The organism is Lysinibacillus sp. FSL K6-0057, from assembly GCF_038630885.1.
GTDB lineage: Bacteria > Bacillota > Bacilli > Bacillales_A > Planococcaceae > Lysinibacillus > Lysinibacillus fusiformis_F.
This window is the reverse complement of record NZ_CP152047.1, coordinates 1,714,775-1,728,812: the sequence shown is the minus strand read 5'-3', so window position 1 is coordinate 1,728,812 and position 14,038 is coordinate 1,714,775. Positions and strand designations below refer to the sequence as shown.

At 39.6% G+C, this 14,038-nt stretch carries 13 protein-coding genes; 3 read left to right on the top strand and 10 right to left on the bottom strand.

Features of this window, described 5'->3' with window-relative positions:
- Window positions 1-93 precede the first annotated feature (93 nt).
- The gene (locus MHB40_RS08155; protein ID WP_342534279.1) at window positions 94-432 is read left to right on the top strand and encodes a hypothetical protein; all 339 of its coding nucleotides are present in this window, start codon (window positions 94-96) and stop codon (window positions 430-432) included.
- Window positions 433-442: 10 nt separating this feature from the next.
- On the opposite strand, the gene MHB40_RS08150 is transcribed toward MHB40_RS08155, so the two are convergent.
- The 3 genes from MHB40_RS08150 to MHB40_RS08140 all read right to left on the bottom strand — a co-directional run bounded on the left by MHB40_RS08150 (window position 443) and on the right by MHB40_RS08140 (window position 3,500).
- Window positions 443-2,737 carry a DEAD/DEAH box helicase gene (locus tag MHB40_RS08150; protein ID WP_342534278.1) on the bottom strand — a complete coding sequence of 765 codons (2,295 nt, stop codon included), beginning with the start codon at window positions 2,735-2,737 and terminating at the stop codon, window positions 443-445.
- Entirely contained in the window at window positions 2,712-3,095 is a 384-nt protein-coding gene (locus tag MHB40_RS08145) for a YppE family protein (protein WP_342534277.1), read from the bottom strand. The genes MHB40_RS08150 and MHB40_RS08145 overlap by 26 nt, the downstream gene beginning before the upstream one ends.
- A 210-nt stretch (window positions 3,096-3,305) precedes the next feature.
- Window positions 3,306-3,500: an endonuclease gene (locus tag MHB40_RS08140; protein ID WP_205442478.1), complete on the bottom strand. Its 195-nt coding sequence runs from the start codon at window positions 3,498-3,500 to the stop codon at window positions 3,306-3,308.
- A gap of 380 nt (window positions 3,501-3,880) precedes the next feature.
- On the opposite strand from MHB40_RS08140, the gene recU reads away from it, so the two are divergent.
- A complete protein-coding gene (recU, locus tag MHB40_RS08135; protein ID WP_205442477.1) occupies window positions 3,881-4,525 on the top strand; it encodes a Holliday junction resolvase RecU in 645 nt (214 codons plus the stop codon).
- A 2-nt stretch (window positions 4,526-4,527) separates the two neighbouring features.
- Entirely contained in the window at window positions 4,528-7,182 is a 2,655-nt protein-coding gene (locus MHB40_RS08130) for a PBP1A family penicillin-binding protein (RefSeq protein WP_342534276.1), read from the top strand.
- A gap of 270 nt (window positions 7,183-7,452) precedes the next feature.
- Here the strand turns inward: MHB40_RS08130 and MHB40_RS08125 are convergent, their stop codons facing one another.
- The 7 genes from MHB40_RS08125 to MHB40_RS08095 all read right to left on the bottom strand — a co-directional run bounded on the left by MHB40_RS08125 (window position 7,453) and on the right by MHB40_RS08095 (window position 14,004).
- Window positions 7,453-7,767: a YpoC family protein gene (locus MHB40_RS08125; RefSeq protein WP_342534275.1), complete on the bottom strand. Its 315-nt coding sequence runs from the start codon at window positions 7,765-7,767 to the stop codon at window positions 7,453-7,455.
- The gene (gene nth / locus MHB40_RS08120) at window positions 7,764-8,426 is read right to left on the bottom strand and encodes an endonuclease III (protein ID WP_342443094.1); all 663 of its coding nucleotides are present in this window, start codon (window positions 8,424-8,426) and stop codon (window positions 7,764-7,766) included. Before nth ends, MHB40_RS08125 begins: the two co-directional genes overlap by 4 nt.
- 12 nt (window positions 8,427-8,438) lie before the next feature.
- Window positions 8,439-9,167 (bottom strand): DnaD domain-containing protein, encoded by a 729-nt coding sequence (locus MHB40_RS08115; protein ID WP_342534274.1) that lies wholly within the window; start codon window positions 9,165-9,167, stop codon window positions 8,439-8,441.
- Between the two features lie 77 nt (window positions 9,168-9,244).
- Window positions 9,245-10,540, bottom strand: coding sequence for an asparagine--tRNA ligase (asnS, locus tag MHB40_RS08110; RefSeq protein WP_205442471.1), 1,296 nt, complete (start codon window positions 10,538-10,540; stop codon window positions 9,245-9,247).
- Window positions 10,541-10,568: 28 nt separating this feature from the next.
- Window positions 10,569-11,762: a pyridoxal phosphate-dependent aminotransferase gene (locus tag MHB40_RS08105; protein ID WP_205442470.1), complete on the bottom strand. Its 1,194-nt coding sequence runs from the start codon at window positions 11,760-11,762 to the stop codon at window positions 10,569-10,571.
- 16 nt (window positions 11,763-11,778) lie between these two features.
- Window positions 11,779-12,261: a DUF5590 domain-containing protein gene (locus MHB40_RS08100; protein WP_205442469.1), complete on the bottom strand. Its 483-nt coding sequence runs from the start codon at window positions 12,259-12,261 to the stop codon at window positions 11,779-11,781.
- A gap of 318 nt (window positions 12,262-12,579) precedes the next feature.
- A complete protein-coding gene (locus MHB40_RS08095) occupies window positions 12,580-14,004 on the bottom strand; it encodes a tetratricopeptide repeat-containing diguanylate cyclase (RefSeq protein WP_342534273.1) in 1,425 nt (474 codons plus the stop codon).
- Window positions 14,005-14,038 lie beyond the last annotated feature (34 nt).

Below are 14,038 nucleotides of genomic sequence, written 5' to 3'. Positions count from 1 at the left end.
ACCGCAACATTAGATGTTTCTAATGATTTATTAATTATGCACGCTAGGTTGCCACAACAAGTCACACTGGACATTCGCATCGATATTGAAACAATGGAAGTTGTTAAAGAAAGAGAAATGTATGCGGCTGCCAAAGAAAAATATCATGCCATTCAAACATACCTAAACCAAAATAAGGATGCTTCGCTTGAGCATTTGCAGAAACATTTCCACAGTAATTACAGCACACTTATTAAGTATCAAGAATGGTTTGGCCCATTTAAGCATTTAGCGCCTAATAGATTGGGACCCGAAATGCGACAGAAAAGAATAAAAACAATAAAAAAAGCCCTACAATCACATCCAAATGCAACAGGGCGTCAACTCGAAAAAATCACAGAAATAAACAGAAAAATGATATACAAGCTTATACGCGAAGAAAAATTGCGTTGAAGGCGTACCCTCAACGCTCCTTTTCATTATTTAGTTGGGACACTAAATAGCTTAACAATTTTATAACATACCCTTTTGATTCATTCAAGCTGTCTTGAACGCCAATGCAAGATGGGCAACCTGCTTCACATGGACAACTTGATACATGTTGTAGCGTTTTTTCCAAAAGTTGCTCCCATAAATCGTATACTTTTTCACTTAGACCAATACCACCAGGATACTTGTCATAAACAAAAAATGTTGGTAGCTCATTATGCGTTGCCTTTATTTGTGGCACGACAGCAACATCACTACTATCACATCGAATGAAAATCGGAATAAAAGCATTAATGGCATAAGCAGCACCAACCATAGCTCCATCTAACTCTGCCTCTGACCATTTCGATGGTGCTTCAAATGATAGCCAAGATGAGCTAGTATGCATTTCATCAGGTGGTAAATGAATTGTTCCCGACCCGATATTGTCCTGTTTTCCACCGAACTTTATTTTCTTAAAAATTGTTGCTTGTGCGACTAAGCCAACATCGCCAAAGCAAATCGTACCGCCCACATATGAACGGCTGCGATCCTCCTCCAATACTTTCATTTCAACTGCTAGATTGGCATCTGTATAGTAATCTACATCTACTTCCCGTACAAAGGCTTTCTTTTCTTCCCAATCAAGCTTCTCCACTTGGAATTGAATGCCTTGGTGTAAGTAAATGGCTTCTTCATGCAAGAGTGTCATGGCACTATGACGATCCATTTCACCAATGACCTTTGTCTGTGCAGGGATGGACAGATCAATAATAACCACATTTTCCTGTGACGCAGAGCGCAAGCTAATATCATGCGCAGGGAAACGCTCACTCATCCAATGCCATTTATCACTCGTCTTAAAGACAACCCCTTCCTCTGCTAAATATTCCAACAATTCCTGTATGTCATATTCCCCATACGAATCTCCTGTTGAAAAGGGTAGCTCGAAGGCGGCACATTTCAAATGATCCATTAAAATCAGCATATTCTCTGGATAGATACGTGCTTCCTCTGGTGTACTGCCTAGTAAAAATAGTGGATGATTGACCACATATTGATCCAATGCGGAAGATTGCGCAACATAAATAATCAATGCCTCATCCTGACGTCTCCCCGCACGTCCTGCTTGCTGCCAAGCACTCGCAATATTTCCCGGGTAACCTGTCATAATACATGCTTGTAATTGACCGATATCGACACCTAATTCTAATGCATTGGTGCTAACTACTGTTTGAATCGTCCCATCACGCAAGCCTTTTTCGATGACGCGTCGCTCAGATGGCAAATACCCACCGCGATAGCCACGAACAGATTCATCAAGCAGCTTATTACGTGTTAGTTCCTTTAAATAGGTCACAATCATCTCTACTCGTACCCGACTCTTAGCAAAAATAATCGATTGAATGCCAGCTGTGTACAGCCTTTTGGCTAAATCACTAACCTCTAAAACAGCACTTCTACGCACGCCAAATGTTTTATGAATAATCGGCGGATTGTAAAAAAGAAAGGTTTTCTTGCCAACTGGTGCACCCGAATCAGCAATGAGCATATGTGATTCATTCGTTAGCAGCTCAGCAAGCTCTTTAGGATTTTTAATGGTAGCTGATGTACAAATAAACACAGGCTTACTCCCATAAAATTCACAAATTCTTTTTAATCTCCGAATAACATGAGCCACATGGGAACCAAACACACCTTTGTATGTATGCAATTCATCAATAACGATATATTGAAGATTTTCAAAAAGTGAAACCCATTTTGTATGATGCGGTAAAATTCCCGAATGAAGCATATCAGGATTTGTCATCACGATATGCCCAGCCTTACGAACCTTTTGGCGAATGCCTGGAGCCGTATCTCCATCATACGTATAGCTTAAAATCTCCTCACCACTTTGCTCGATTAGTTCATTCAAATCATTTTTTTGGTCCTGTGCCAATGCCTTTGTTGGAAATAAATAAATGGCACGTGCATTTTTATCTTCCATTATTTTTTGTAGCACTGGCAGATGATAGCAATAAGATTTACCTGAAGCAGTTGGCGTAACTGCTGTAAAAGACGTACCACTCTGTGCCAAATCAAAAGCCTCTCGCTGATGTGTATAAAGCTGCTCGATACCTCTTGCCTGCAAGGCTTTCACTAAAGACGGATGTAAATTTCCCGGAAAAGGTGCATAGTTGGCTGGGCGTCCTTCTAATGTTTGCCAATGCAAGATACGCTCTTTTAGTTCTTCATCATATCTCCACTCATGTAAAAGCTCACTAATCGTTCGTTTCTTCGATAGCACCCGCTTCTACCTCCTTTACTAATCGTTCAAAGATTTTCAATGTATAGGAGGTAGAGTGAATCGCATCTAAAAAACGTTTTTTACTTGTTTCTTTATAAAAAGACTGCACAACAAATTGCTCCATCGATTCTGCCGCTGAAGCAATTTGTTGTGTATGCATATATTTCGGTCGATTTTTTTGAATCCATTTATTGGCTTCTTGCTGCCATTCCTTCAACAGTTGATGAATTTCATCTGCATGTGGCTTTACTTCTTGAAAAAAATCGGGTGTTCGATCTTCCTCACGCATTTGCCAAAAACGTGAAACACATCGATCACATTCATCTATTAATTTGGATGTTTGCTGGATAACTAACAATTTTGCACCTCATCTCTCATCAATTACACATAGCAAATATATTTCGTAGTGACTGCATATACATGGTGAATATGTCTTGTCCAGCATGTCCACTATGGAAATATCACTATTCTTGACACCTATTTACCTCACCCTTATGGAAAATATTGTATCAATTTTCATGCTATTGCGTTAGTTCAATTGCTTATGAGATAAGTGTACCAAAGTCTATCATTTTTCACTACTAATAGGCGAACAAGCATTCTTTACTTGCCAGTTCTTTTCTGCTAAGCTTACTTTTTGGCTAACCGCTTTGAGCTGCATAAAAAGATGCAACCCATGAGCATTGTTTTCCAGTGACACTCTCGTGAAAAGTAATTGATTGACCAGATCTAACTGCGCAACTAATTGTTCTAACTTGTTCAAAATAACGCCTCCTTTGCTTTACTTTAGTATTCCTCGCATGTATAGAATTACCTTCATGCGTGACAAAATAAGCGTAAGTTAGCTGAAAGAAGAAGATTTTCGATAAAATTTTAATAATGAACCTTCCATCTGAAAAATCGTCATGAATGAAAGGTCTCGATGTGAGCATATTTTCATCCTAATGGCCTATTTAAATTTATCAGTTATTTTGACGATTCGAGTAATAAGGAAGCTGGCGATTTTTCGACGCAAATTATTCATACTTACCATCGGTTTTCTACTATTCTAGTAACAATTACATGACTGATGGAGGTAGAGAATAGCCACTAAAACATGGTAAACTAGTGGATAGAAAAGCAGTAAGGTAAAGGGTGAGCTTAATGACAATTCGTTATCCAAACGGGAAATTGTATACCCCAAATGCTTCTGTACAGAAAACAGAAAAAAAGAGCAAAAACAAAGATTTATCTTTTAGTAATCGTGGGAAGACGCTAGAAGATGAAATTAATGAAGCAAACGACTATTATATAAAAAGGCGACTTGCTATCATTCATAAGAAACCTGTTCCTGTGCAAATCGTCAAAGTAGAGTACCCTTCACGAAGTGCTGCTGTCATTCGTGAAGCTTATTTTCGAACACCCTCTACAACCGACTACAATGGTGTTTGGAATGGGCAATATATAGATTTTGATGCAAAGGAAACTGCTTCCAAAACAAGTTTCCCTTTAAAAAATATTCATGAACATCAAATGACGCATATGCAGCAAGTGACGGAACAAAATGGTGTGGCTTTTATTATCGTTCGCTTTTCTGCTTTTGAACGATATTTTATTGTGCCATACGAAGTTTTACAAAAGGCCTGGCAAGCAATGGACAATGGCGATCGTAAATCGATACCCTTTTCAACAATCGAAGAAGAGGCATATGAAATTCCCACAAGTTATTATCCACGTATCGATTATTTACCCATCATCCAACAATTGATCGATGCAAAATGCTACGGGTCTGAAAGTGAGGAGAAATAAGAATGACTGAACGTCGTCGAACACGTGGAGAGCATCAAAAAGCTCTCGCTGAAAAAAATAAAAAGAAAAAAACCAAACCAGCCTCATCCACTAAGTCATGGTTTAAACGCATTTTCTTAACAGTCTTAGCTATCGGTGTGGCAGGCTTAATTGGAGGAGCTGCATTATTTGCCTTCTATGCAAGCACGGCTCCAGAGCTCGATGAAGAATTATTGAAAGATCCTGTTTCTTCAGAGTTCTATGATAAAAACGGTGAATTATTTGCAACAATCGGTGCTGAAAACCGTAAATATATAAAATATGAAGATATACCTGAAGATATGATCAATGCTATTCTGGCAACAGAAGATGTACGCTTTTTTGAGCATCATGGTATGGATTTTTATCGTCTTGGTGGTGCCATTCTAGCAAACTTCCGTGATGGCTTTGGTGCACAAGGTGCATCGACTCTCACACAGCAAGTTGTCAAAAACTCATTTTTACAAAACGAGAAGAAATTAAAGCGGAAAGCACAGGAAGCATGGCTTGCCTTCCAGTTAGAACGTAAGTATACAAAAGAAGAAATTTTTGAAATGTACTTCAATAAAATGCTTATGTCAGGTCGCATCTATGGATTCGGCACAGCCGCACAATATTTCTATGGTAAAGAATTAAAAGATTTAACATTAGATGAAGAAGCTCTATTAGCTGGATTAGTGCAACGACCAAATGCGTATAATCCATTAAAAAATCCTGAGCTTGCAAAAAAACGTCGTAATACCGTTCTAGGATTAATGAATCAACATGGAAAAATTTCTAAAGCGGAAATGGAAGAAGCAAAGAAAGCAGAAGTCCAATCAGGTTTAGCGGATGATGCGACACGTCAATCATTTGCAGGTTCCAAATATGATGCCTTCCTGGATATTGTGATCAATGAATTAGAAAATAACGGTGACGGATCGGCAATGGCAGAAGGAATCAAAGTCTATACGACGCTTGATCCAAATGCTCAACAAGTTGTAGAAAACGTGATGAATGATGATAGTAATTTCCCTACTGAAGAGATTCAGTCAGGTGTGGCTGTCATCGATACCAAGACAGGTGCGGTTCAAGCCGTTGGTGGCGGTCGTAAATATGGTGCAGAACGTGGCTGGAATTATGCCGAGGACTTAACAAATAATCAACCAGGTTCCACAATGAAACCGTTAGTCGACTATGGGCCAGCAATTGAATATTTAAAATGGTCTACAGGTCAAACACTTGTCGACGAACCAATGAATTATACAGGTACAAAACAAACAATCACGAACTGGGATGGCAGATATATGGGTGCCATGACGGCTCGTAAAGCATTATATGCTTCACGTAACGTTCCAGCTGTCAAAGCATTACAAGAGGTCGGCACTGAAAAAGCCAAGGAATTTGTTGGACGTTTAGGGATTGAAACAGAAAACCTATACGAGTCAGATGCAATTGGCGGTGGTGCGATTACCATCTCCCCTATTCAAATGGCAGCTTCCTATGCTGCTTTCGGAAATAACGGGGTCTATACAGATCCACATTCGATTACAAAAATTGTTTATCGTGATGGTAAAACGTCTAAAAACTACACACCTGAGTCTAAAGTGGCGATGAACGATTATACGGCTTACATGGTAACAGATATGCTACGTGATGTAGTCGGCAATAAGCCTGATGCTTCTGGTACTGCTGCCAATGTTCCTGGCTTAGATATCGCAGGTAAAACAGGTACAACCAACTACTCAGCAGAAGATTTTAGCAAGTATAATTTACCAAATACGAGTGTGCCAGATTCCTGGTTTGCAGGTTACACAACAAATTATTCCATTGCTATATGGAGTGGCTATGAAAAACACTTTGATCCCATTACAACATGGGAAGAACGTCGATTACCACAAAACCTATTTAAGACCATTATGCAAGAAATTTCAGCGAACGTTGAAACAGCAAGCTTTAAAAAGCCAAGTACAGTTGTAGAAGCAACGGTGGAAGTTGGCTCTAAACCTTTAAGATTGGCAAGTGAGTATACACCTAGCGAACTACGTCAAACAGAGCTATTCGTTCGCGGTACGGAACCAACAGAAGTTTCTGAGGTCTATGAAGCGCCAGAGCTATCTACACCTTATAACGTATCGGCAAGCTTAGATTTAGGAGCACAGTCCATCAATATTTCTTGGGAACATGATGCCATCCTAAATCCTGAAACAGATGAACCATTACCAACTTCATTTGAAGTTTCTGCCACACGACAAGGTGGAGAAACGGTTATCCTAGGTACAGCGGACACCAATGGCTTAACTGTTGCGAACACGCTTGAAGATGGTAATTATACAATCTCTGTCGTAGCCATTGTGGATGGCACACGTAGCGAACCTGGTACAACTACCTTCCAGATCGCAAGTACCCCTGAGGAAGATTTGGAAACCGAAGATCCAGATGAGCCAGAAATTGACTTACCGATTGATCCTGGTCAAGAGGACAATAATAATAATGGTAATAACAATAATGGCAATGGTGACAACGGCAATAACAACAATAATAATGGGAATGGAAATAACGGCAATGGTGGAAACAATGGCAATAACGATGGCAATCAGCAGCCAACACCACCTACCGAACCTACCAACCCAAATGAAGAAGATCAAAGCACAGAGTAGACAAAGAAACACCGAGAAGCATTTCTGCTTCTCGGTGTTTCTTTTAGATAGTGAAGGCTGAGGAGGCTATCCGTCAATATTGACGTTCTATCCATCAGTTTTGATGCTCTATCCGCTACTTTTCAGGGTCTATCCTTCACTTTACCTGTTCTATCCACTTCTCACACTCTATCCTACATTCTGCGCGTTTTATCCGCCACTTTTCACTGTCTATCCTTCACTTTCCCTGTTCTATCCACTTCTCACACTCTATCCTACACTCTACACACGCTAGCTTTTACTAGCTTGAATCCGCAACCGTGATGTACGCTTTTTTGTTTCTTTAAATAGCTCATCTAGTTGACGATAGCATGCATATTGACCTGGCTTGGCTTTGATAAAGGCTAGGCGTTCAACACCATTAATGGGTAGCACTTCATCACCTGCTGCTTGCACAAGTTGTTCAAATAGCTCGATGGCTTCTTCCATAAGCCCTTTTGCCAGACCGTTTCTCGCATCATGGGCTGTATGGATAGCGGCTTGCAGTGTAGTCCATTGGGCAAACCAAGCATCTACTTTGTCTTTTGCAATGGCTTCGCTATTCATGCTTCCTTCACCAGGCCTTTCTTTAAACGCTTTTGACCTTCACGACAATCATCGAATAAAGGGCAAGTATGACACCCAGGATTTTGCGCCTTGCAATGATAACGTCCAAAGAAAATTAGTTGGTGATGTGTTTTTGACCATTTGTCCATTGGCGTTTTCTTCATAATCGTTTCTTCTACTTCAAGCACCGAATCTTTCCATCGACAGAGCCCTAGGCGTTTGGATACTCGCTCCACATGGGTATCCACTGCGAGTGCTGGAATATCGAAGGCAACCGAAAGCACGACATTGGCCGTTTTTCGTCCTACACCCGGTAATGTCACCAAAGCTTCACGGGTTGCAGGGATTTCGCCACCGTACTCATCTAGCAAGCGTTGACATAGAGCCTGAATGTTCTTCGCCTTATTGCGATAAAGGCCAATTGAGCGAATATCTTGTTGCAATTCCTCCAAAGAAACAGCTAAATAATCTTCTGGTGTTTTGTATTTTTGAAATAATGTTTTCGTTACTTTATTGACTAGTACATCTGTACATTGTGCAGATAATAATGTAGCAATCGTTAGCTCAAAGGCATTGTCATGTACGAGCTCACAATGTGCATCGGGAAACATTCGATCCATTTCATGTAGACAATGCTCCCACTGTTTTTTCGTTAACAAACTGGATGCCCCCTATTCTCTTTCTTCCAACCAATTATAAAAAGGTACTTTACCCGTTGATTGCGATTCTGGCTGAGCTGTTCGAGCTGGTGCTCTGTTAAATGTCTGTTTCTCACGGAACTGCTCACTTTGCTTTTGTGCGGCTTGCGGTGTTGTAATATTTTTCTTTTTCCACTCTAATAAAATGCGATCAATATAGCGTATACTCAGTTTCCCAGCAAAGACAGCCTCCTTTAGCGCCTCTTTGATGAGTGCTGGACTATGCTTGTCCTCATCAAGCCAACATCCAATTTTTTCAAGCTCTAAAGGAGATAAAAGGCGCCCCATTTCCTCTTCAAAAAGACGGAATATCTCACCTTCTTCTTGTTGAAGAGTCACTGCCGTTTGTTGTTGCTCTTTCATATCAATCATCTGCAAAATGCGCTCCCAAAGTGGGTATACGGAATACTTTTCATATAGCTTGCCTCCTGCATCAACATCACGTGTAATTTCAAGGAATCCCTTTTGCATTAATCGCTGTAAACGTGATGTGATGTCATTGTCAGCCATTGTGAGACGATTCTTTAGATCATTCGGTGTCGGAAAGTCATTTCCCTCCATATGAAAGGCTAATAAGTGCATGACAATTAGTGCCTCTTCATCCTCCATATTTAACTCCTTATAAAACTGAAAAAAAAGCTGAGGAATGGGAATCATTCTCTGCTCAGTCCATGTACGGAGTCGATGATTATTTACATTCATTATTCTCCAGACCCCTTCTTTAAGTAAGTAGAAAAGCCGCGTAGATAGTTCACTACGCGACTTTTAAATTGATTAGCTTATGGATATAAGCGGTTCAGTAAACGTGGGAATGGAATCGTTTCACGGATATGTTCTGTGCCTGAAATCCATGCGACAGTTCGCTCTAACCCTAGACCAAAGCCTGAATGTGGAACAGAACCATGTTTGCGAAGCTCTAAATACCATGCATAGGCATCTAATGATAGGTTATGTTCTTCCAGACGTGATTTTAATAAATCATAGTCATGGATACGTTCAGAACCACCAATAATTTCCCCGTAGCCCTCTGGTGCAATTAGATCAGCACATAATACAACATCATCACGATCTGGATGTGGTTGCATATAGAACGGTTTAATGCCTACTGGGTAACAAGTAATAAATACTGGTTTGTCAAATGAATTCGCAATCGCTGTTTCATGTGGCGCACCAAAATCATCGCCCCATTCAATATCGTCGAAGCCTTGTTCATGTAAAAGCTTAATCGCATCATCGTACGAAATACGAGGGAATGGCGCTTTAATGTTTTCAAGTGTCGATGTATCACGGCCAAGTCGCTCTAAATCTAATTTGCAGTTTGCAAGTACAGATTGTACGATGTGTGCTACATATTGTTCTTGTACTTCTAAATTTTCTTCAAATTCTACAAACGCCATCTCAGGCTCGATCATCCAAAACTCGATTAAATGACGACGAGTTTTAGATTTTTCAGCACGGAACGTTGGACCGAATGAGAATACTTTTCCTAAAGCCATCGCAGCCGCTTCCATGTAAAGCTGACCAGATTGAGATAGATAAGCATCTTCATCAAAATATTTTGTATGGAACAGCTCTGAAGTACCTTCAGGTGCAGAACCTGTTAAAATTGGTGGGTCCATTTTTGTAAAACCGTTGTTGTTGAAAAATTCGTATGTAGCGCGAATGATTTCATTACGAATTTTCATAGTAGCATGTTGTTTACGAGAACGTAGCCATAAATGACGGTTATCCATTAAAAATTCTGGACCATGTTCTTTTGGTGTGATTGGGAAATCAGTTGCTGCATGTAGTACCTCAATACCAGTTATAGCAAGCTCACAGCCAAAGCTTGAACGTTCGTCAGCTTTAACCTCACCTATAACATACATAGAAGTTTCTTGCGTCATTCCTTTTGCCGTAGCAAAAATTTCTTCGCCCACTTCTTCTTTCACAACAACGCCCTGTACAAAGCCAGAGCCATCACGTAGCTGTAGGAACGCGATTTTTCCGCTTGAACGTTTATTGGCTAACCAAGCGCCAATTTTGACTGTTTCACCGATATGCTGTGGCATATCTTTAATCATAATTTTTTTCATAGAAATCCTCCAAAGTCGACTAGCAGGATTAGTCTTGCCATTTTGATTTTACAAATGAATCAATACGACGGACTGCCTCTTCTAATAAGTCTAAAGATGTAGCATAAGATAATCGCATTGTAGTTGGTGTGCCGAAGCCAGAGCCTGGAATCACTGCTACGTTTGCTTCTGTTAAAATATCCGCAGCAAATGCATCTACTGAATCATAGCCAGTATGAGCCATTGCTTCTGCTACGTCTGGTAATAAGTAGAATGCACCCTGTGGCTTTAATACATGGAAGCCAGGAATAGCACTTACCTGTGGATAAATTTTTTCAAGACGAGATTCAAATGCCTGACGCATTTCCTCTACTGTATCCTGAGATCCATTATAAGCCTCCACAGTTGCATATTGTGCTGTTGTTGTCGCGTTAGATGTTGAGTGTGATGCAAGGTCAGTCATTGCATTAATAATGTCTGCGTCGCCTGCAGCATACCCAATACGCCAGCCTGTCATAGAGTGAGATTTTGCCACACCATTTACAACGATTGTACGTGCTTTCACTGCATCAGAAAGTTGTGCAATTGAAAAATGCTCAATACCATTGTATACAAGCTTCTCATAAATTTCATCTGACACGATTAAAATATCTTTTTCTTCTGCAACAGCAGCAAGTTCTGCTAGCTCTTCACGAGAATAAATCATGCCAGATGGGTTGCTAGGAGAATTGATAATCACTGCTTTTGTTTTGTCTGTCACAGCTGCTCTCAGTTGATCCGCAGTAATTTTATAGCTTTGTTCACGTGTACCTTCAACATATACTGGTACGCCACCAGCTAATTTCACTTGTTCTGGATAAGACACCCAATAAGGAATTGGAATAATAACCTCGTCGCCTTCATTTAAAATCACTTGGAATAGCGTGTATAAAATATGCTTTGCCCCTACACCCACAATGATTTCATTTGGCTGATAGGCAAGGTTATTGTCGCGTTGAAGCTTATCAATAATGGCTTTTTTCAGAACTGGAAGTCCGCCAGCAGGTGTATATTTTGTATACCCTTTTTCCATTGAATCAATGGCTGCATTTAAAATGTTTTGAGGTGTATTAAAGTCTGGTTCACCAGCCCCAAGACCAATAACATCAATACCTTGCTCTTTCAATGCTTTTGCTTTCGCAGTAATCGCTAAAGTTGAAGATGGTGTTAAAGTTTTTACACGTGTTGCTAATAAATTTTTCATTCGGGATCTACTCCTCTTATAAATTCGTAATGCGCTTCCACCAGTCGCCATCCTTAAACATAATATAGACATAGTTGAGCTGGTCATGGTCGTTCAGATACGTAATTTCCCAAACTGCGCCAGGCTCCTCATAGCCTAATTTCATGTGGAGGACTTTTTGTACATTTCCTTCATTTTTAAAAACCGATAATGCTTGCTTTTCCGTAATACCATCTTCTACTAACACTTCCTGAATGGAATCCTCGTCTAGATTCGTCGGAACAAAGACAGCTTTTTTATCACCGTATTCGTCTACCCCGAACACAGTAACATACGAATGTTTGCCATTATATGTGTAGGACTCCGATACAATTGCGAGGGCTTTGGCATCGAGTGCCAACTGTTCAGCCTGCTCTTCAATTGAACGGAACGGAGCCTCGGCTTTCCAGAGTACTAAAATACTAATGACAAGTGACAACGAAACAATAAAGACAGAAATGAAAATTAACCAGTTTTTCATCTATTCACCTTATGTTTCACATCGAGCTGTTTTGGTATAACACATAGCTGATGCATGTGTGTGTCTATAACTGTGTAACCATTCATTTTGCTTTCCATTTTGTCAACCTGCTTTCTTTCCTCATACCACAACATTATACAACAATTTTGTACTGTCGTGTTTCTTAATTTCATATATTGTACGTTGCTAGAACAACGTTTTCAAATGATGACTACAGTGAATTTCATTCCAGATAAAAAACGCTTCTTTTTAGGAATAAATATCATGGCTAAATCAAAATAAAAATTCCTATTTAACCATGTAAATAGGAACGAGTAATTATGATAATTCGTATAGAACACAGCTAGCACGGCCATTCGCTTTCGCTTGGTATAAACAGCTATCTGCTTGCTCAAATAGCTCTTTGTATTGATAGTTTTTCTGATTATTCACACAAGCCCCCATACTCACCCTTAAAGGATAGCTTTGCTGTTCTTGTTCGAGCTTTAATGAGAGCAAATAGGCATGGGTGTTATGGACCAACGCTTTGATATAATCCTTATGCGGATGCCTGAAACAAAGGATGAATTCATCTCCACCATAACGAATAACTTTCACATCTTCATCCTGTAAAAAATCCTTCAAGCCGTTAGCTAAAAGCTGTAAAATCATATCCCCAAACAAATGACCATGCGTGTCATTAAATAATTTAAAATAATCGACATCCAGTACCGTAATACATACATAGGATTGCGTCATTTTCGCTGCATTCAACCATTCCTGTAGCTCATAATCTAAAAAATGACGATTTAATACGCCTGTTAATGGATCATAATGTGCTTTTTCCTCAAGCTTCTCCTTTTGACGCTTAAATTCTAAGTTCATTACTTGTTGCAGTAAATTAGCAACACTCATTTTTTCTGAGAGATCAATATATTCACGCTGTACATCAAAAATCTCATCTCGCCAATCCAATTGATACAATACATTTAACAGTAAGCGCATCACTTTTTTTGTAATCGGCTTATCCCCATAAGATTGAGCAAGTTCTATAGCTTGTTTATAATAGGATACAGCTTCTTCAAGCTTTTGCTGCTTTTCATATAAAAAACCATAACCAAACAGTGCCGCTACTTTTTCGCGTTTATGGTGCTGAATAATGTCCGAAGATAGTGTACTGTCCAGCAATGCCTTCCCCGTCAAAAAATCTCCTTCTAAAATATACACATCTGCTAAATTATTATTAATACGAATATCATGTAATTTTGCTAAATCAGGCATTGTTCTAGATAGGGATTTATTATACGCTTTAGCTAATAGCCCTGCTTGAAGTGCTTCCTTTGTGCAGCCCTTCTCTACCTCTAGATAGCATAAATTATTATGACAACGAACAAGCATGATTGGATCTTGTAGCTCCTGTGCATAGGCGATAGATTTTTTCGTCATCTCCACCGTTTTTTCACGGATACCCACTAAATCATAGATTAAGGACATCACTAAATGATAATGCATTAAATCCTTAGTCGTACCATAATTTTGACAAATGGCTTCATAATCATGAATAAGGCTGACCATGCTTAATGTGTCACCTAAAGAATGATGAACTAATATTTTTTGATAATACAAATCCAATACATATGGATAGTTATTGCTCTCTAATGCGACTAAAAGTCCTTGATCAGCTAGCTTTAGCGCTTCTGTTAAATACCCCTTTGTGCGCATCTCCATAATCGTTTTATTTAATTCTTCTAATGTTAATTCCACCGTTTCACCACTTCTCCATGCCCTATATCATCCA

Excerpts from the sequence above, each read along its gene's own strand:
- MHB40_RS08155 (WP_342534279.1), top strand. The coding sequence starts at position 94 with ATGGAAGTTGTTAAAGAAAGAGAAATGTATGCGGCTGCCAAAGAAAAA.
- recU (WP_205442477.1), top strand. The coding sequence starts at position 3,881 with ATGACAATTCGTTATCCAAACGGGAAATTGTATACCCCAAATGCTTCT.
- MHB40_RS08130 (WP_342534276.1), top strand. The coding sequence starts at position 4,528 with ATGACTGAACGTCGTCGAACACGTGGAGAGCATCAAAAAGCTCTCGCT.
- MHB40_RS08125 (WP_342534275.1), bottom strand. The coding sequence starts at position 7,767 with ATGAATAGCGAAGCCATTGCAAAAGACAAAGTAGATGCTTGGTTTGCC.
- MHB40_RS08115 (WP_342534274.1), bottom strand. The coding sequence starts at position 9,167 with ATGAATGTAAATAATCATCGACTCCGTACATGGACTGAGCAGAGAATG.
- asnS (WP_205442471.1), bottom strand. The coding sequence starts at position 10,540 with ATGAAAAAAATTATGATTAAAGATATGCCACAGCATATCGGTGAAACA.
- MHB40_RS08105 (WP_205442470.1), bottom strand. The coding sequence starts at position 11,762 with ATGAAAAATTTATTAGCAACACGTGTAAAAACTTTAACACCATCTTCA.
- MHB40_RS08100 (WP_205442469.1), bottom strand. The coding sequence starts at position 12,261 with ATGAAAAACTGGTTAATTTTCATTTCTGTCTTTATTGTTTCGTTGTCA.